A 21,430-nucleotide genomic window follows, 5' to 3' on the forward strand; every position below is an offset into this window, starting at 1 on the left:
AAGTGGGGCGGGTTCATCCACGGCGTCGATCACTTCGACCCGCTGTTCTTCGCCATCTCGCCACGGGAAGCGCAGTTGATGGACCCGCAGCAGCGCCTGCTGATGACTTACGTCTGGCTGGCCATCGAAGACGCCGGCTACGCCCCCTCTGAGCTGGCGGGCAGCGACACGGGGATTTTCGTCGGCACTGGGGTGACCGGCTACAGCAGCCTGATCGCCAAGGCCGGAGTACCGGTGGAAGGCTACAGCGCCACGGCGATGGTGCCTTCGGTCGGCCCCAATCGCATGAGTTTCCTGCTGGACTTCCACGGCCCCAGCGAACCGGTGGAAACCGCCTGTTCGTCGTCACTGGTGGCGATCCACCGTGCGGTTCAGGCGATGCGCAGCGGTGATTGCGCCATGGCGGTCGTGGGCGGGGTCAACACCCTGATCGCGCCCGAGGCGCAGATCAGCTTCAGCAAGGCCGGGATGCTGGCCCTGGACGGGCGCAGCAAGACCTTTTCGGCCCAGGCCAACGGCTACGCCCGGGGCGAAGGCGTCGCCATGATCGTGCTGAAGAAACGTGCCCAGGCCGAGGCCGACGGCGACCATATCTACGCGCTGGTGCGCAGCACCGCGGAAAACCACGGCGGCAAGGCCAACTCGCTGACCGCGCCCAACCCCCGGGCCCAGGCCGAGCTGTTGAAGGCGGCCTACCGCAAGGCCGGGGTCGACCCGCGCAGCGTTGGCTACATCGAAGCCCATGGCACCGGTACGGCGTTGGGCGACCCGATTGAAATCAACGGCCTGAAAATGGCCTTCGCCGAACTCAGCCAGGAGCTGGGCGGCGCGGCACCGGGGCAGGGGTACTGCGGCGTCGGTTCGGTGAAGTCGAACATGGGCCATCTGGAACTGGCCGCGGGGATTGCCGGGGTGGTCAAGGTGCTGCTGCAACTCAAGCACCAGACCCTGTTCAAGAGCCTGCATTGCGAGCAGCTCAATCCCTATATCGAACTTGCCGACAGTCCGTTCTATGTGGTCCAGCACACGGGGCCATGGGCCGCCATCAAGGACCCTCAGGGCAATGAGTTGCCGCGCCGGGCCGGGGTCAGCTCGTTCGGCTTTGGCGGGGCCAATGCCCATGTGCTGCTGGAGGAATACCGCGCGCCCCAGGCGCCGCAGACGCCCGTGACCCCGGGCGCCAGGGCGTTCCTGCTGTCGGCCAGGACCCCGGAGCAACTGCAAGAGTCTGCCCGGCGCCTGGCCGGGCACCTTGCTGCGGCGCCGCTCGCCCACGGCCCGGAGGCCCAGCGCTACCTCGATGAGCTGGCCTACACGCTGCAAGTGGGCCGCGAGGCGATGCAGGAGCGGCTGGCGCTGCTGAGCGACTCCCCGGGGGATCTGCAACGCCAGCTCGAGGCGTTCGCGACCAGCGGCGAGGCGCTCTATCGCGGTACGTGCGAGGGCGACAACCCGGCGCTGGCACTGTTTCGCCAGGACGAGGACATGGCCACCGTACTGGCGGCCTGGATCGAGCAGCGCAAGTACCCCAAATTGCTCGAACTCTGGGCCCGGGGGTTGAACATCGAATGGCGGCGCTTCTACCCCGTGGAGCGTCCAATGCGTCGCCTCAGCCTGCCGGGTTATCCCTTTGCCGAGGAGCGTTACTGGGTCACCGACCTGGCCGCGGCGCCGCAAGCCAGCCAGGGCCCGGCGGCGGCCTGGTTGCACCCGCTGCTCGAACGCAACACCTCGGACTTGCATCAGCAGCGTTTCAGCAGCCGCTGGCAGGGCGACGAGAGCTGGTTTGCCGACCATCGGGTCAAGGGCCAGGGCACCTTGCCCGGGGTCGCGTACCTGGAAATGGCCCGGGCGGCGATCGCCCGAGCGCTGCCCGGGCAGGCGGCGGACAGCGCCTTGCTGCAGTTGCGCAACATCGTCTGGTTGACGCCTTACACGCCGACAGCGCCCCACGGCGAACTGCACATCGACCTGACGCTGCAGGCGTCGCAGGTCGACTTCAGGATCTACTCCCGGGCGGAGGGCGTGGAGCTTGAGCACTGCAAGGGCAGTGCCCGGGCGGGGGCGGCCAGCGCTGTGGCGGCGCTGGACCTCGCCACCCTGTGCGCTGGGCCCTGGCAACGCAGCGTCGACGCCGCCGAGCTGTACGCGCGGTTCCAGGCGCTGGGCATCGACTACGGTCCCGGCCACCGCGGTGTGTCCCAGCTGTGGCTCGGCGAGGGCCGGGTGCTGGCCCGGCTGGAACTGGCGCCAGAGCGGCTGGAGGGCGATTGGGTGTTGCATCCCGGCATGCTCGATTGCGCCGTCCAGGCCTCCATCGGCCTGCTGCTGCAGCGTGAGGCCACGGGGGAGACGCTGCTGCCCTTTGCCCTTGAGCAACTGAACATCCTTGGGCGCTGCCAGCCGTCGATGTGGGCCCTGATCAGCCTCGACAGCCGCCACCCGGGCAGCGCCGTACAGCGCATCGATATCCAGGTGTGCGACGCCCAGGGCCAGGTGGCCGTGGCGCTGCACGGATTCAGCTCGCGGCCCCTGCGCGAGGGGCGCGCCGCGCCGTTGCTGGCTGGCAACGATCAGCGGTTGCCCGCCGGCTTGAGCCTGCTGGCAGCGCAATGGCTGATTGCCGAACGTTCGCCGCGGACGCTGGAAGACGTACCGACCCTGGCCATCGGCGCGTCCGGCGAGTACCGCCAATGGCTGGCCGGGCTGTACCCGCAGATCGAGTTCATGGAGCCGCTGGCTGGCAGCGTGCCAGGCATCGTCGCCCAATTGGGCGCCTGTGCCGCATTCCAGCGCCTGATCTGGCTGGCCCCGGCCGAACACGCCAGCCTCACGCTGTTGCGCTTGATCAAGGCACTGTTGCAACGGGAGCTTGGCCAACAGCCCTTGCAGCTGCAACTGCTGTTCAACGCCAGCGTCGCGCTGCGCGCCGATGAGCCCCTGGACCCCGAGCAGGCCGCCTGCCACGGGCTGGCCGGTGCCCTGGCCAAAGAACAGGCCCTGTGGCGGGTTGAACTGCTGGACCTGCCGCCGGGCGCACCGGCGCTGCCCCAGGCCCTGCCCGAGCCGGAGCTGGCGGGCGAGTGCCTGGCCTGGCGCGACGGCGAGTGGTTCTGCCAACGCCTGTTGCCGCTGGCCGAGCCTGGACCGGCAGCGCCTGGCGCGGTGGCTTACCGCGAAGGCGGGGTGTACGTGGTGATCGGCGGCGCCGGAGGGATCGGCCAGGTGTGGACACGCCACCTGATCCGCCACTGGCGTGCGCAGGTGGTCTGGCTCGGCCGCCGCGCCGCGGACGAGCGGATCGATCAGGCCCTCGCGGAGCTGGCCTCGCTGGCCCGGCAGTACCATGCCGCACCGCCGCGCTACATCCAGGCTGACGCCACGGACATCGGGCAACTGACCCGGGCCCGGCAGCAGGTGCAGGAGGCCTGTGGGCCGATCAATGGCTGGGTGCATTCGGCCCTGGTGCTGGACGATGGGCGGCTGGCGCAGCTGGACGAGGCGCGCTTCAGCGCGGTTTTCGACGCCAAGCGCCTGAGCAGCATCGCCCTGGCGCAGGTGTGTGCCGCGGCGGACAACCCGGCACTGGACTTCGTGCTGTTTTTCTCGTCGATGATTGCCTTCAGCCGCGCCGCCGGCCAGGGCAACTACGCCGCCGGCTGCGCTTTTGCCGACGCCCTGGCCGCCACGCTCGATCAGCGTACCGGCTGCCCGGTCAAGGTCATCAACTGGGGCTACTGGGGTTCGGTGGGGGTGGTCGCCGACCCTGGCTACCGGGCGCGAATGGCGGCCCAGGGCCTGGGTTCCATCGAACCGGAGGAGGGCATGGCGGCGCTGGACCGGTTGCTGGCCAGCCCCTTGCCCCAGCTGGGGCTGATCAAGTTGCGCGAGCCCCAGGCCATTGCCGGGATCCACAGCCAGTGGCAGCTCGATTGCTACCCGGCGCAGCCGTCACTGGCCCGCGACAGCTGGGCGCCGGTGGCCCTGGGCGCTGGTGCGGCGCCGGCGCAGCACCCGGCGGCCGGCGAGATGAACCGGCTGTTGCTGGCGCAGACCTTGGCCTGCCTCGGCGAACTGGCGGCGGGCGGGCCGCTGACGGAGCAGCGGATCGCCGCCGACCCGGCGGTGGCCGCCAATCTGCTGGCTCGGCCGTTCTATCGCCGCTGGCTGCGCGCGAGCCTGGAGCTGCTGGTGCAGAGCGCCGATATCGATGAACAGGGCCGGGTGCTGTCGGCGCTGCCGGATCCGGCGGCGCTGTCGCAACAGTGGCAGCAGGCCAGCGAAGAGTGGCGCCGCGACGCCGATCTGCAGGCGCAAGTGCAACTGCTGCAGACCTTTGTCCAGGCCCTGCCGTCGATCCTGCGCGGTGAGCAGTCGGCCACCGCGGTGATGTTCCCGAACGGCTCGATGGCCCTGGTGGAGGGCGTCTACAAGAACAACCGGGTCAGCGACTACTTCAATGCGGTGCTGGGCGAGGTGGTGGTGGATGTGGCCCGGCGCCAGGCGCAGAACGGCAGGCCGCTGCGGATCCTGGAGATCGGCGCCGGTACCGGCGGCACCACCGCCGGGCTGATCGAGAGCCTGCGGCCGTGGCAGCAGGGCATCGCCGAATACTGTTACACCGACCTGTCCCAGGCGTTCCTGCAGCATGCCCAGACGCAGTTCCTGCCCCTGGCGCCTTACCTGCGCACGGCGATTTTCGATGTCGGCAAACCCTGCGCCGAGCAAGGCATTGCCCTGCAGCACTATGACCTGGTGATCGCCACCAATGTGCTGCATGCCACCCCCGACCTGCGGCGCGCCCTGCAGAACGCCAAGACCGCGCTGCGCCACGGCGGCCTGTTACTGCTCAATGAAATCAGCGACCGCTCGCTGTTCACCCATTTGACCTTCGGCCTGCTCGAAGGCTGGTGGCTGCACCACGACACGGCCCTGCGCATTCCCGGCTGCCCCGGCCTGTACCCCGAGCGCTGGCGACAGCTGCTGCAAGCCCAGGGGTTCGACGGCATTGCCTTCCCGGCGGCGGCCAGCCATTCGCTGGGGCAGCAGATCATCGTCGCCGCCAGCGACGGCGTGGTCTGCCTGCCCGGGAGGGCTACCGAGGAGCCGACGGCGCTTGAACCCCAGGCCCCAGTCCCCGTTGCGCAAGCCGAAGGCACGGATGAGGGCGCCGATCAGTTGCTGGCCGGGCAATGCCGGCAGCTGATCATCGAGGTGCTGTCGAAACTGCTGAACATGGCCCCTGAACGGTTGCAGCACGACACCGCGTTTGATCGCTACGGCATCGATTCGATCTTGCAGATCAGCCTGATTCAGGCGCTGGAGCAACGCATTGGCGAACTGTCGCGGACCATTCTGTTTGAACACAACACGGTCAATCAGCTCACCGGCTACCTGCTGGCCGAACACCGTGCGGCGTTGGTCGGCCATTTTGCCCCGGTACAGGCTCAGCCACCGGTGGCACCGGCGCCCGTGGTCATGCCTGCCGCCGCGGGGCCGGACCCGGTCATGCCGACAGCGTCGCACTCTGCCAGGGTCGAGGCGCAGCCCCAGCCGCTGAACCGAGACATTGCGATCATCGGGGTCAATGGCCGTTACCCGATGGCCGCGGACCTGGAGCGCTTCTGGGACAACCTGCGCAGCGGTCGCAACTGCGTCACCCAGGCCGACGGCCAGCGCTGGTCAGGTGCCTTGACGGAAAATGCGGACTATTACGGCGGCTTCCTCGAACAGGTCGAGGCCTTTGATCACCAGGTGTTCGGGATCAGCGACGACGAAACCCGGCACTTTTCGCCCGAGCTGCGGCAGATGCTCGAGGTGGCGTGGCTGACGTTCGAGAGCGCCGGCTACAACCGCGATGCCCTGGCCCGTTTCCAGCAGGACGCAACGAGCGCCGTCGGGGTCTTTATCGGGTCGATGTACAACGCCTCATCGTTGCGCGACAGCGCTGGCGAACACGCGGCGATCCGGGCCAATGTCACCGACTGGCAACTGCCCAACCGGATTTCCCACTGTTTCGATCTCAAGGGCCCGAGCCTGGCGGTGAACACCGCCTGCGCCAGCTCGATGTCGGCGATTCACCTGGCCTGCCAGAGCCTGTTGCAGGGCGAATGCGCCATGGCCATGGCCGGCGGGGTCAACCTGATCCTCGACCCGTCCCGCTACCAGACCCTCAAGCTGGCTCAGTTTCTCGGCAGTTCGCCCTTGAGTCGCGGCTTCGGCCTGAGCGACGGCATGTTGCCGGGCGAGGGCGCCGGTGCCGTGCTGCTCAAGCCCCTGGCCGCGGCGCTGGCCGACGGCGACCGGATCCACGGGGTGATCAAGAGCACCGGGCTCAACCATGGCGGCGGGCAACTGCAGTACTCGGCGCCCAACACCCGCCAGCAAGCCCGGCTGATCGCCGAGACCATCCAGCGCGCGGGCCTGCTGCCGGCACAGATCCACTACGTGGAGGCGGCGGCCAACGGCTCGGAGCTGGGCGACCCGATAGAAGTGGCGGCGTTGAAAAAAGTCTTTGCCGAGCTGCCTCCGGGCAGTTGCGCGCTGGGCACGGTGAAATCCAACATCGGTCACCTGGAGGCCGCGTCGGGGATATCCCAGCTGACCAAGGTGCTGTTGCAACTGCAGCATCGGCAGCTGGCTCCCTCGATCAATGCCGAGCCGCTGAACCCGCATATCCGCCTCGATGGCAGTGCCTTCCACCTGCAACAACAGGCCGCGCCCTGGGCCGCGGACGACAGCGGCCAGCCGCGCCGTTGCCTGATCAACTCCTTTGGCGCGGGCGGCACCTACGCCAGCCTGGTGCTGGAGGAGTACCAGGACACTCGACCTAGGTTGCGCGGGAGTGCCGGCGAGCAGTTGCTGATCGTCGCCGCGGCCAGCCGGGGCAGCCTGTTGGCTTATCTGAAAAAACTCCACGCCTTTATCGATAGGAATTGTCCTATCGATTTATCAGATCTGGCCTACAGTTTAGCCCTGCGTGAACAGCGTCTGGCCCACCGCGCCGCGCTGGTGGCCACGGACAGGGAGCAAGTACGGGCACGGCTGGCGCAGTTGCTGACCGGTGTGGCGGGCGATGGCTGTTGGCTATCTGCGCCGACCGGGATTGAAGAGATCGAGCCGCAAATCGCCTCGGGGTCATTGGCACAAAGAGGCCAGGCCTGGTGTCGCGGCGCCGATCTGCAGAGTTCGACGCTGTATCCGCAGGGCGGCAATCGCATGACGCTGCCCGGTTATGAATTCGAGCATCCACTGACACCGCCGAAGTCCGGTTCAAGCTCTTCTGCGCTGTTTTCCAGCGAACTGTACCGGCGCATCAGCGGCGGCGAGCTGGACGTCGGGCAATTTGCCCAGTTGCTCACCCGCTCAACCAACGAACAGGGAATGTTATGAGCCAGATTCAAGACACCAGGGTGCCCGCGCCGGAGCATGCCGACGCCACCGCGCCCGCGATCAAGGCGCCCCGGCCGTTGGCGGCCGGGATCAAGCTCAAGGATGGCTTTGCGGTCATGCCCGGCAAGATCCCCTTGCTCGGGCACGTGCACCGGATCGGTAGGGACGCCCTCGGCGAACTGCGCCAGGCCGAAGCGGCGTGCGGGCCGATCTTCTGGACCTATTTCGGCACCCAGTTGCCGGTGCTGCAGATCATGGACGAGGCCGGCCTGGCGATCCTGCAGAACAAGTACACCGACAATTCCTACCTGCGCGAACAGATGCCGGTGATTACCGGCGAGGCGATGAACGCCTTCGATGGCCCGCGCCACCGCAATGCGCGCAAGGCCAGCACCGATGCCTTTACCCCCAAGGGGCTGACGCGGGCCCAGGTGGGCCAGTTCATCATCGAGACCATCGAGCAGCGGCTCAAGCACTGGAGCCGGGAAAACCAGCTGGCGATCTTTCCGCAAACCAAGGACATCGCCCTGGAAGTGGTGTTTCGCATCCTCGGCATCCAGACCCACGAGCTGGCGCTGTGGCGCCACCAGTACGAAGAATTCTTCCTCGGCATGATTCCGCTGAAGGTCAATCTGCCCGGCTTTCCGGCGTGGCGCTGTCGCAAGGCGCGGGGCTGGCTGGAGCAGCGGGTGGCGCAGATTGTCGCCACCACCCGGGCCAACAATGACCACGACAGCCTGGTGGGGGCGATGATCTTCGGCCGCGACGAGCACGGCAACGGCATGTCCGAAGTGGAACTGGTGCACAACATCCTTGGCCTGGGGTTCGCCGGTTCGGAAACCACCGCGGCGGTGATGGCCTGGTCCGCGCTGATGCTGTCGCAGCATCCGGACATCTGGCAGGCGTTGTGCGAGCAGGCGGCGGGGCTCGATGAGATGCCCGTGACCCACGAAGAACTGATCAGGCAGGTGCCGCTGGCGGAAGGGATCTTCCGCGAAACCATGCGCCTGTACCCGCCGGCCCCCTTCGAGATGCGCAAGGTGCACACCGAGTTCGAGCTGATGGGGCGCAGGATTCCCGCCGGTGTGATGGCTGGGGTCAGCCTGCTGCATGTGTCGCGCAACCCCGAGCGCTACCCGGATCCCGACACTTGGCGGCCGCAGCGCTGGCTGGGCCTGGACCGGGCGCTGAACCAGGTGGAGACCTGCCAGTTCGGCGGTGGTCCCCATGCCTGCCTCGGGCGGCACGTGGCCGCCCTGGAAATCACCCTGTTCATCGCCATGCTGGCGCGGGAACTGGGGCCCAAGGGCATCGTGCCGCGCTTGGTCGGCAAGATGCCGCCGCCGGCCTACCTGCCGTTTCTAAGGCCCTCGAGCAAGGCCTTTCTCGACCTCAGCGGCGCCTGAGCGGGCAGGGAACACAGCCTGACGGGCTGTTGCAGGCACTCACGGAACCAGGGATTGGAGAGAGCAGTGGACAGTAAAATCAGGGTTCTGCATGGCAAGATCCAACGGCAGGAAATCAGCCTCGAACAAGCGGCGCTGGAATTCGAGGCCCTCAGGGCCAGCCTGCTGCAGGCGAGCGCGACGCGTCGGATCGAAGTGCCCGCGGCCAGCGCCGGGCTGGAGGCGGCCGCGGTGTATCGCTACGACGAGCCGTGCCTGCGCGATCATCAGTTCGATCACCAGCAGATCCTCCTCGGCCTGACCTACGCCAGCCTGGCGCTGGAGCAGGGGCTGGGCCAGCTCGCCGACGGCGAAGCACTGCGCCTGAACGCGCTGACCTTTGCCGCACCGATGGCCGTGGCCGAAGGCGAGCAGCTTGAGGTGGCGATCCGTGCCGCCGCGCCCGGCTTCGAGGCCGTGTGCCGCCGCACGCCGCTGGAGCCCTGGCAGGTGGCGGCCAGCGGCGAATTGTCGGCGGTCCTGGTCCAGCCCCCGCCGGCGCTGCCGGCCGGGCTTGTTGCCGGCATGACGGCGCTGGAGCCGGCGTCGATCTACCGGATCAGCGAGCAACTGCAGATTGGCCCGAGCTATCGCACTCTGCAGGCGCTCTACCAGCAGGCCGGTGGCGCCGAGACGTTGTCGCGGGTGGTGCTGGACGATGAGCGCCACTACGCTGTGCATCCGCTGCTGATCAACAGCGCCTTTCTGACCCTGGTTCCGCTGTTGGCCGCCGAGCGACTGGCCAGCCCTTACATTCCCATGGGCATCAAGTCCCTGACCTTGCATCGGCGCCAGGCGCCGTCCAGCGCCTGGATCCATGCCCGACTGCTGAAGAACTCCGGCGAACTGGTGCTGTTCGACGCGGACGTGTACGACGATGACGGCGCCATGATTGCCCAGCTCCAGGGCTGTTCGCTCAAGCGCCTGCGCGGCGCCCGCTTCACGGCCGCGGCGGCGTCGCCGGTGATCCGCGCCGCCGGCAGCGCGGCAATGGAAGACTTCCTGCTGGCCCAGTTGCACGCCCTTGGCGCCCGCCAAGTGGGGAGCCAGCAACGCCTGCGCAACCTGATGGACCTGGGGCTGGAGTCCGTGCAACTGGTCGCTCTGGCCAAGCAGATTGCCAGTGCGGCGCAGATCGAGCTCGAAGCCACGGTGTTTTTCGAGTACCCGAGCCTTGCCGAACTGGCGACCTTCCTCTGGCAGGAGCACCCCGCAGCGTGCACCCGGTTGCTGGGAGAGCAGGGCCCGGCCGAAGCCGCCCCGCGGGCCGAGCCCGGCTTGAGCCGCGAAGTGCCGGCCACGCTGCAGATGAACCCGCAGTCCCCGGGCGATATCGCCATCATCGGTATGCACGGGCAGTTCGCTGAAGCCGAGGACCTGGATCAGTTCTGGCGCAACATCTGGCACGACCTGGAACTGATCAAGCCCGTGCCGGCGGATCACTGGGACATCACGCCCTGGTTCGACGCCGACCCGCAAGCCAAGGACCGGACCTATTCCCGCTGGGGCAGCTTCATCAGCGATGTCGACAAGTTCGACGCCGGTTTTTTCAACCTGTCCCGCCGCGAAGCCCAGTGGATGGACCCGCAAGTGCGACTGCTGCTGCAGAGCGCGTACCTGAGTGCCGAGAATGCCGGGGTGATCTCGCGCCTGCGTGGCAGCGACACCGGGGTGTTCATCGGCTCCTGCTTCAACGAGTACGTCGACAAGATCGGCGAACTCGGCCTGCCGATGGACCCCTACATCGCCACCGGCAGCGGCACCATCGCCGCCAACCGAATTTCCTTCTGGTTCGACTTCAAAGGTCCGAGCCTGATGTTCAACACCGCCTGTTCCTCGTCGCTGGTGGCGTTGCACGCGGCCTGCGTGGCGTTGCGCAACGGCGAGTGCGCGATGGCGTTCGTCGGCGGCAGCAACTTGCTGCTGTCGTCCTGGCACTACCGCTATTTCTCGGCCATCCGGGCGCTGTCGCCCACGGGCCGCTGCCACAGCTTCGACGCCCGTGCAGACGGCTATGTGCCGGGTGAATGCGTGGCCACGCTGTTGCTCAAGCCCCTGGCCCAGGCGTTGGCCGAGGGTGATCCGATCCACGGCGTGATCAAGGGGTCGGCGGCGCTGCATGGCGGTTACACACCGTCGCTGACGGCGCCCAGCGTGGCCGGGGAAGAGAACGTGATCGTCCAGGCCTGGCAGAACGCCGCGATCGATCCGCGTACCCTGAGTTACATCGAGGCCCACGGCACCGGCACCCGGCTCGGCGATCCGATCGAGATCAATGCACTCAAGCGCGCCTTTGCCCGCTATACCGACGACCGCGGCTTCTGCCATATCGGCTCGGTCAAGGCCAACATCGGCCATACCGAGGGCGCAGCCGGCATTGCCGGGGTGCTCAAGGTGCTGCAGCAGATGAAACACAAAAAGCTGCCGGCACTGGGGCACTTCACGCAGCAGAACCCCCATATCAAGCTCGAAGACTCGCCGCTGGTGATCGACACACAGGGCGGCGACTGGCCGGAGCACGGTACACCGCGCCGAGCCGGGGTCAGCTCGTTCGGTTTTTCCGGCACCAACGCCCACGCCGTGCTGGAGGAGTATCGCGAGCAGCGCCTGTTCGCCACGCACCAGGGCCAGCCGCTGCTGGTGCCCTTGTCCGCACGCGACGAGCAGCGCCTGCAACAGCAGGTGCTGCGCCTGCTGGAATTTCTCAAGCAGCACAGCCCGGACCTTGCCGCACTGGCCTACACCCTGCAGACCGGTCGGCAAGCCATGGCGGCCCGGGCGATTTTCCGCGTCGACAGCCAGCTGCAACTGCAACAGCAACTGCAAGCCTGGCTCGATGGCCAGCGGATGGATGCCTTGGCCGCACCGAGCATGACCTGGGAACAGGCCCTGGCCGCTGCCGACCTGGAGCAACTGGCGGCGCTGTGGCTGGCCGCCACGGACGATGAAGCCGATAGCGACTGGGCAGGGCTCTATGGCAGCGGGCCTCGTCCTGCACGCATCAGCTTGCCGGGGTACCCCTTTGCCAGGGACCGCTACTGGCTGGAGGCGCCGACGTCAGGCGGCACCGTCGGGGCGGAAGAGGCGGTGCCCGCCAGCGCACTGGGCACCTACACCGAACAATGGCTGGAGGCCGAGGAACCGCGCGGCGGCAGCGGGCCCCAGCGAGTGGTCTGCCTGTTGGCCGACCCCGAGCTGCGCCGGCAATGGGCCCGGGCCGTGCACGCCCAGAGCCCGCACACCGAGCTGGTGTTTGTCGCCGCGGGCGCGGCCAACCAACGCGACCGGGAAGGCCATTACCAGGTTGCGGCCGATGATCCGCAGCAGTTGCAGGCCGGGCTGCAACAGGTCCTGGCCGGCGAGTCCGCCACCCGGGTCCTGTATCTGTGGAGCATGGACGACGCTCGCTGGCTCGGCGACAGCGGCCCGATCGTCACCTTGCTCAAGGCCATGGCGGTGACGGCAGCGCCGCTGCAACGACTGCTGCTGGCGGGCCGCGCCGGGGATGGGCTGGCCCGTTGTCACCTGGAGTCGTGGATCGGCTTCGAACGCTCCCTTGGCCCGCTGCTGGACTGCCCCGTCGAGGTGGCGATCGACGTGCCCCAAGGCACCGCCGACCAGCACCGCTGGTTGCAGCGCTTATGGCTGCAGCTCAGCGGCGAGCCGGCAGGCAGCCGCTTGTACCAGGACCGCGAGGTGCGGCGGCCCGTCCTTGCGCCCGTGCCGGTCGAGGCCACTGTCGCGCCACTGGCCCTGGAGCGGCTCGACACCTTGCTGATCACCGGCGGGCTCGGCGAGCTGGGCCTGCTGCTGGCCGGCGAACTCTCGGAGCGAGCACGCCAGCGCCGCGGCGGTCGGTTGCACCTGCTGCTCAACGGTCGGTCCCCCTTGTCACCGGCCACCCAGGCGCGTGTCGCTGCGCTGAACCATGAACGCTGCCGGGTGTTCCACGTGCAGGCCGACTGCGCCGATCGTCAGGCACTGACGGCGGCATTGGCCCACGTCCTGGTGCAGAGCGGGCCCATCGACGGCCTGATCCATGCCGCGGGCCTCAAGGCCGCCGGCAGTGTCCTGGCCAGCTCGCCCGAGGCTTTTGCCGCGGTGCTGGCGCCCAAGATCACCGCGACCCAGGTGCTGGACGAGGTCTTGGCGGAGCAACCGCTGGCGCTGATCTGCCATTTTTCCTCCAGCTCGGCACTGCTGGGGGACATGGGCGCGTGCAGCTATGCGATGGCCAACCGTTTCCAGCAGGCCTATGCCCGCCATGTCCAGGGCGGGCGTGCCCGGCGCGTGGTGGCGATCAACTGGCCACTGTGGCGCGAGGGCGGCATGGCGCTGGGCGAGCGCGAGTCCACCGAGTTCTACCTCAAGTCCAGCGGCCAGCGGATGCTGGAAAGTGCCGAGGGCCTGGCCTTGCTGGACCGGATTGTCAGCAGTGACATCCCCCAGGTGCTGGTGCTGGCAGGGCAACCGGTGCGGCTGCAGCAGTGCATCGCGGGGATCAACCAACCGACCGCACGCCCCAGGGCCGTACAGCCCGTGGCGGTTGCCCCGCATGCGCCGGCCCATCGCCGTCCCGAGCTCAAGGGCCTGAGCCTCGAACAGGCGCTGGCATGGGACCTGCGGGAGCTGGCGAGCCGGCCGCTGCAGGCCGAACGGCAGAGCCTGGACGAACAGCGCAACCTGGCCGACTTCGGTTTCGACTCCATCAGCCTGGCGGAATATGCCGAGCTGCTGAGCCGGCACTTTGGCCTGAAGTTGACCCCGGAGGTGTTTTTCAGCCATTCGACCCTGGCAAAGCTCGCCACGCACCTGCTGGACCAGCACCGGCAGGCCGTCGAAGCCTGTTACCTGCAGCCTGTGACCTCGGCGCCGGAGCAGGAGCCGGAGCAGGAGCAGGAGCAGGAGCAGCCAGCGGCAGCGACCGACGCCGTCTCTGCGGGCCCGGCCACGGACACCATCGCCATAATCGGTATCAGCGGGCGCTTTCCCGGCGCTCGCACGCCGGATGAGCTGTGGCAAGTGCTGGCCGAGGGCCGTGATCTGGTGGACGAGATTCCCGCCCAGCGCTATGACTGGCGCGAGCACTACGGCGACCCCCGGGAGAACCCGGCCAAGACCCGCTGTATCTGGATGGCCAGCGTGCCGGGGATCGACGAGTTCGACCCGCTGTTCTTCGAGATTTCGCCCCGTGAAGCGACCCACCTCGATCCCCGGCAGCGGCTGCTGTTGCAGGAGTCGTGGAATGTCCTGGAAGACGCCGGGATTGGCCCCCGTCAGCTGGCCACCCAGCGGGTCGGCATGTTCGTCGGGGTCGAGGAGGGCGACTTCCAGCGGTTGGCCGGGGACGAGAGCCTGACCTCCAGCCACAACGGCATCCTGGCCTCACGGTTGGCGTACTTTCTCAACCTCACCGGGCCGACCATGGCGATCAACACCGCCTGCTCGTCGGCCCTGGTGGCGCTGCACCAGGCGGCCTCCAGCCTGCGTAACAACGAATGCGAAATGGCCATCGCCGCCGGCGTCAATCTGATCTTTTCGGCGGATGCCTTCATCGGCATGACCCAGGCCGGGATGCTCTCGCCGGATGGCAAGTGCTTCACCTTCGATCACCGGGCCAATGGCATGGTGCCGGGGGAAGCGGTGTGCTGCGTGCTGCTCAAGCCGCTGGCCCGGGCCGAGACCGATGGTGACCGGATCTACGGCACCCTGCGCGCCAGCGGCCTGAACTATGACGGCCGGACCAACGGCATCACTGCCCCCAGCGGGCTTGCCCAGCAACGCTTGCTGGAAGACGTCTATCGCCGCGCCGGGATCGATACCCAGGCGGTGGACTACATCGTCACCCACGGCACCGGCACCCAGCTGGGCGACCCGGTGGAGATCAATGCCCTCAACGATGCCTTTCGCGGCAACCGCGCCGGCCATTGCGCCCTGACGTCGACCAAGACCAACCTGGGCCATACCTTTGCCGCCTCGGGGCTGGTCAGCGTCATCAGCCTGTTGCAGGCCATGCGCCACGAAACCATTCCGGCGAGCCTGCATTGCGAGCAGGAAAACGACTATATCCAGTGGCAACAGAGCCCGTTCTACGTCAACAAGGCCAACAAGGCCTGGCCCCAGGCCGGGCGCGAACAGCAACGCATCGGCGCGGTCAGCGCCTTTGGCATGAGCGGCACCAACGCCCACGTGGTGCTGCAAAGCTACAGCCAACGGCCTGAAGGCACTGGACGGCGGCGCCCTTGCTACCTGCTGGTGCTATCGGCCAAGACCGCCGAGGCCCTGCAGGAGAAAGCCGCACAACTGAACCGGGCACTGGAGCAGGGCGGGTACTGCGACGAGCAGATGCCGGCGATCAGCCATACGCTGCTCGAAGGCCGGCATCACTTCCGCCATCGCCTGGCACTGGTGGCGGCGGACCTGGAGGAGGCGCGCTACGGCTTGCAGCGGTACCTGGCCGGCGAGAAACGGCCGAACCTGTTTGGCGGCGAAGTGGATCGCGAGTTTGCCCCGCGCAAAACCGTGCTGCGCTACATCGAGCAGTTGCTGGACGACAGCCTGGGCGAGCATGAGGACGAACTTCGCGAACTGTTGTCGGGGCTGGCGGACTGCTACCGCCAAGGCTACGACATCGACGGTCGGCGGCTGTTTGCCCAGCCCCCGGCCCGGGTCTCGCTGCCGGGCTATCCGTTCGCCCGCGAGCGCTATTGGCCCCAGGCCCGCCGGCCTGCAGCGGCCGCTGCCGGGCCGCACACACAGCACCGCCACCCGCTGCTGCAGGACAATATCTCGACCCTGGCGCGCCAGTGTTTTGTCAGCCGCTTCAGCGGACGGGAGCGGTTCCTGGCCGACCACCGCATAGGCGAGCAACGGGTGTTCCCCGCCACCGCTTACCTGGAAATGGCCCGTGAAGCGATTGTCCGGGCCAGCGAGCGGCCCATGCAGCAGGTCACGCTGCGCAACATGGTGTGGTTGCGGCCCCTGACCTTTGCCCGGGCCGCAGACGCCGGCGAGGTCGAGCTGTTCTGTGAGCTGACGGGCAACGCCGGCGACAGCCTGTCATTCAAGATCTACAGCCTCGAGGGCACCGAGCAGCACCTGCACGCCCAGGGCGACGCGCTCCTGGCAAATGCTGCCGATCCCGCACCGCCGGTGCTTGACCGGGCGCCGCTGGAGGCCGAGTGCAACCTGGGCGAGCGCAGCCAGGACGCGCTGTATCGAGATTTCGAGGCCATGGGGGTGCATTACGGCAGCAGCTTCCGCGCCGCCGGGCAGATCCTCATCGGTCGCGACCGGGTGCTGGGGCAGTTGTCCGATACCGCGCCGGATCCGCAGATGGATGGCGTGGCGCTGCCTCCGGGGCTCCTCGACAGCGCGCTGCACATCGCCGCCTCCCTGGGGGGCGGGCAACAGACCGCCGCCCCGACACTGCCCTTCGCCCTGGACAGCCTGCGTCTGTACGGTTCGCTGCAACAGGCCCTGCGCCAGGGCCCGCTGACGGTGGTGGCCAGCCGTGGAAGGGCGAGCGGCGCGGCCCTGGAGAAAGTCGATCTGCAGGTGTACAACCGCGCCGGTGAATGCCTGTTGCAACTGCAGGGCTTCAGTTCGCGGCGTACCGTCGGCGAAGCCCCCGCAGCGGCGGCTCCGGCCGCGCAAGTGGCCGCTGCTGCGGCTACGGCAACGGAAGCGCCCTCGCGGGCGGAGGGTGAAGCGCTCGGCCGCCTGATCCGTACCCCGTTCTGGCAGCCCCTGGACAGCCCCGGTGAGGCGCTGCCTGCCGATGCCCGGCCGCAACTGCTGTTGTTGGGGCTGCCGGAGGCGGTGGTGGCCCAGGTGCGCCGCGAGTTCGGCGCCCAGGTCCGGGTGTTGCCCGGAGCTCCCGGGCAGACCGACGCCGCGCTGTACCAGAGCGCCGCCCTGGCGCTGCTGCAGTGCCTGCAGGAGCGGGACCCCGAAGCCGGCGACTATCTGCAGCTGTATGTCGGCCAGGGCCAGGATGACCTGCGCCTGAGTGCCCTGGATGCCTTGCTGAGCAGCGCCATGCTGGAGAACTGCGAGTTGCAGGCGCGGCTGGTGGCGCTGGACCCCGAGATGGGCGACGCGGCGATGAGCCAGGTGATTGCCCGGCAGAGTCGCCTGCACTATCGGCAGCGGGTGCGGGTCTTTGCCAGCGGCAGCCTTTACGCCTGCCACTGGCGCGAGCTGCCCGCGGCGCCGGCGCCCGGCCCCGGCCCAGAGCCATTTCGCGATGCCGGGGTCTATGCCATCACCGGAGGGGCCGGCGGCCTGGGCCTGGTGTTCGCGCAACAGATCGCCAGCCGTTGCCGTCACCCGGTGCTGTACCTGGCCGGCCGCTCGGTCCTGGGGGCCGCCGGGCCAGCGCTGTTCGCGCCGCTGGAGGCCCTGGGCGCGCGGGTGCTCTATCAGGCCCTGGACGTCAGCGACGCGGGGGCCGTCCGCCAGTGGATCGATGGGATTTATGCCGAGCAGGGCGAACTGCACGGGGTGATCCACGGCGCTGGAGTGATCCGCGACAGCCTGATCATGCACAAGTCCGCCAACGACTTCGCCCAGGTGCTGGCGGCGAAGGTCACCGGCATCGAGGCGCTGGACCAGGCCATCGGCGAGCGGCCGCTGGACTTCCTGGTGTGCTGCTCGTCCCAGGCAGCGCTGGGCAACCTGGGGCAGGCGGACTACGCCTGCGCCAATGCCTGGATGGACGCCTACATGCATTACCGCCAGCACCTGGCTGCCGAAGGCAAGCGCAAAGGCCGTTCGCTGAGCATCAACTGGCCGTTGTGGCGCGACGGCGGCATGGGCCTGGCGCCGGTGATCGAGCAGCAGATGCGTGAACAGTTCGGCATCGTGCCACTGCCCCGGGAAGAGGGCCTGGCCAGTTTGTGCCAGCTGTTGAGTCATTCGCTCAGCGCGCAGGCCTGGGTGGTGTATGGCGAGCGGTCGCGGCTGGCGAGCATCGGCCAGGCCCCCGTCGCCGTTCCCGGGCCGGACACCGCGCCAGCGCAGCAGACCGCCGGGGCAGCCAGCTTCAGCGACAGCGACCTGAAGCAGCACATCGAGGCGTTCGTCACCCGGATCATTGCCAAGGTGACCCAGATCGATGCGGCGAAAATCCATCCGGCGGAAAAGTTCGAAGCCTACGGCTTTGATTCGATCATGGCGGTGGGGGTGACCCAGGAGCTGGAAAAACACCTTGGCTCGCTGCCCAAGACCCTGCTGTTCGAACACGTCAATATTGCCGGCATGGTGCAGCACTTCGCGGTGAAGTATCGCCAACGCTTCATGGCGATCCTGGCGGGGGACGGGCAACCGCCGGCGCCCGCCGTGGCCGCGGCGCCCTGGAGCGCGGTGCCGGACGCAGCTCAGGCGGCCGTTGCTGCGCCCACGCCGCCAGTCCTGGAGGCTGCCCCGGAGCCGGAGCCGGAGCCGGAGCCGGAGCCGGACAGTGACCTGGCGCAGTACGTGGCGGTGATCGGCCTGGGGGGCTATTACCCCGGTGCGCAAAGCATCGACCAGCTGTGGCAGAACCTGGCCAACGGCGTCGACTGCATGAGCGATTTCCCCGCCGAGCGCTGGGACCACAGCAAGCTGTACTACAAGAATCGTGAGGTGCTGGGCAAGACCACCTGCCTCAACGGCTCCTTCATCCAGGACGTGGACAAGTTCGACTACAGCTATTTCAAGATGCCCAAGGTCTACGCCGACCACATGTCGCCGGAAGTCCGGCTGTTCCTGCAGGCGGCGGTGCACACCTTCGAAGACGCCGGCTATTCCCGGGAAACCCTGCAGAGCCGCTATGGCGGCAATGTCGGGGTTTTGATGGGGGCCATGAGCAACGACTATCACTACTACGGTTTCGAACACAATCTGGCCGAAGGCGCCATCGCCTCGGGTTCGGGCATGGCCACCATCCCGATGACGGTGTCCTATTTCTACGGGTTGACCGGCCCGAGCCTGTTTATCGACACCATGTGCTCGTCGTCCTCGACCTGTATCCACACGGCCTTCCACATGCTGCGCCACGACGAAACCATGATGGTGCTGGCCGGCGGCCTGAACCTGATGTACCACCCGTACACGGTGGTCAACACCTCACAGGGCAACTTCACCTCGATCACCTCCGAATCGGTCAACAGCTATGGCATCGGCGCCGACGGTACGGTGATCGGCGAGGGCGTCGGGGCGGTGCTGCTCAAGCGCCTGGACCGGGCGGTTGCCGACCGCGATCAGATCTACGGGGTGATCAAGGGCTCGGCCATCACCAATGCCGGCGAACGCAACGGCTTCAATGTGCCCAACCCGGACCTGCAGACCCTGGCGATCCGTCAGGCCATGGAGCAGGCCCAGGTGCACCCGGCGTCGATTTCCTATGTCGAAGGCCATGGGTCCGGCACCCGCCTGGGCGACCCGATCGAAGTGCTGGGGCTCAAGAACGCCTTTGCCGGCGCCACCGACGACAAGCAGTTCTGCTACCTGGGCTCGATCAAGTCCAATATCGGCCACCTGCTGGCCGCCTCGGGGGTGGCCGGGCTGACCAAGACCCTGTTGCAGCTCAAGCATGGGCAGATCGCGCCGTCGATCCACTCGGGCCAGCTCAACCAGGACATCGACTTTGCCGACAGCCCCTTCAAGGTGCCGCAGCAGTTGACCCCCTGGCATCGCCCGCAGCGGCTGGTAGACGGCCGGATGCAGCACTTTCCACGGCGGGCCGGACTGACTTCGATCGCCGCCGGTGGCATGAACGCTCACCTGATCGTCGAGGAGTACCCACAGCTCGAAGACCCTGCCGGACAGATTGCCGATGAACGCCTGGTGTTTGTGTTCTCGGTGCACAAACTGTCGGTGCTGGCGGACAACCTCAGCCGTTTCCGCGACTGGCTGGCCACCAGCCAGGCGTCGCTGGCACAGATCGCCTACACCCTGCAGGTGGGCAAGAACAACCTGCGCAATCGGCTGGCGATCCGCTGTACCAACCGCCAGACGCTGCTGGAAGCGCTGACCGCTTGCATCAACGGGCAAGACCACGACGCGGCGTTCTATCGCTTTCAGGAAACCGATGCCGCGCAGTTGCCCACGGCGCATGATCCAGTGGCGTCCCTGCTGAACCAGTGGCTGCAGGGCGAGAACCTGCCGGACTGGGCCGGCCTGTATGAGCGCCAGCCGCAGCGCATCAGCCTGCCGGCCTACGGGTTCGAAAAGAATCGTTGCTGGTACACCGCGCCGGGCTATGAGTCGGCGATCATCAACCCGCTGATGTTCACCGGCAAACTGCACCCGCTGGTGGCCGAGAACTGCTCGACAACGCAAGCGGGGGCGCTGTTTCGCACCGATTTCGTGGCGGCGCAATTGCTCGATTACCTGTACCGGGCGCCGGGCGGGCAACGCATCAGTGCCTTCAATCTGGCCGATGTCGCACTGGCTATGCCGGGGTTGGTCTCGCGGTTCGCCGGCTGCACGCTGTCGGTGTCCTGTGCGTTCGAGCACTTCATCGCCGACTGGGCTACGGTCAGCGCCCTGGCGTATCGCCTGCTGGAGGTGGATGAGGGGCAACTGGAGCTTGACTTCGATGTACAGCGCCAGGGCCAGCCGTCGCTGAACCTGGGGTTTGCCCTGGTCAACCCACTGACCGGCAACGAGCCGGTACTGGCCCAGTCGGTGCTGGACGCTGCCAGCGAGCTGCTGAACCGTGCATCCAGCCCGGGAGACAGCCAGCTGGGCGCCGCCGCCGTGAGCCAGCGACTGGCCGAGGCCGGCTACGATTTCCTGCCCTACCTGGACAACCAGGGCCAGCGGGTCATCAGTGCCCATGGCTTGCTGCTCGAAGGCCGGCCACCGATCAACCGGCACAATCACCACGCCGACAACCTGCTGCTGACGCCTTACCTGGCGACCACCCTGGACAAGGCGATCTACCTGTTGCTCGCCGAGCTGGGGCTGCCCCAGGCACAGGTCATCGTGCGCAATATCGAGCAGCTGTGTTGCTACGAGCAGCCTGCGGGGGTGTTCTCGGTGGTCCTGACCCGGATCGGCCTTGACGACGACGGGTTGTCGTTCTGCCTGCTGGTGCTGGACCCGCAAGCGCGGGTGTGCCTCAAGGCCGATCGGGTCAGCCTGTACCTGGACCAACAGGAACGGGCCGCTGTGGATCGGCATCACCCGTGGCTGGCCGGGGCTGACGCCCCCGCTGTACCCCGGACGGCCTTGCCCATGGGCCAGCCGCTGGACGCCACACCCCAGGAGCCGAACGCCCCAACCGAGGCCGCCCTCGGCCAACGGATCCTGGCGTTCATCCAGCAGGAGTTGCAGCACAAGCTGGGGTTTGCACCCCAGGAGATCGGCCACTCGGTCCAGGTCCACGACCTGGGCCTGGACTCGATCATGGTGATGCAACTGACGGACAGCATTAACAAGCGCTTCGGCACCAAGCTGATGCCCGACCTGTTTTATGAACAGCAACCCCTGGGCGAACTGGCGGCCAAGCTGCAAGCCGTCCAGGCGCCATTGCATTGATCTGAAACATTGACCCGGCGGGACACGCCGCCGGGTAAACCAGGACGGTAAGGACATTCAGAACA

General features: G+C 67.5%; 3 protein-coding genes (1 of these 3 only partly in view). All 3 read left to right on the forward strand.

Features of this window, described 5'->3' with window-relative positions; translation table 11 throughout:
- Nucleotides 1-7,392: the 3' portion of an SDR family NAD(P)-dependent oxidoreductase gene (locus POS17_RS14690; protein ID WP_060839240.1), read on the forward strand. The gene continues 4,689 nt to the left of window position 1, outside the view; 7,392 of the gene's 12,081 nt are visible here — the last part of the coding sequence; its start codon lies beyond the left edge, outside the window; it ends in the stop codon at nucleotides 7,390-7,392.
- The gene (locus POS17_RS14695; RefSeq protein ID WP_060839241.1) at nucleotides 7,389-8,798 is read left to right on the forward strand and encodes a cytochrome P450; all 1,410 of its coding nucleotides are present in this window, start codon (nucleotides 7,389-7,391) and stop codon (nucleotides 8,796-8,798) included. Before POS17_RS14690 ends, POS17_RS14695 begins: the two co-directional genes overlap by 4 nt.
- Before the next feature lie 66 nt (nucleotides 8,799-8,864).
- Nucleotides 8,865-21,365 (forward strand): SDR family NAD(P)-dependent oxidoreductase, encoded by a 12,501-nt coding sequence (locus tag POS17_RS14700; protein WP_060839242.1) that lies wholly within the window; start codon nucleotides 8,865-8,867, stop codon nucleotides 21,363-21,365.
- Nucleotides 21,366-21,430: the final 65 nt, after the last annotated feature.

It is taken from the genome of Pseudomonas sp. Os17 (assembly GCF_001547895.1).
Classification (GTDB): Bacteria; Pseudomonadota; Gammaproteobacteria; order Pseudomonadales; family Pseudomonadaceae; genus Aquipseudomonas.

What these genes read in the sequence shown, in the direction of transcription:
- POS17_RS14695 (WP_060839241.1), top strand. Translation starts at nt 7,389, where the DNA reads ATGAGCCAGATTCAAGACACCAGGGTGCCCGCGCCGGAGCATGCCGAC.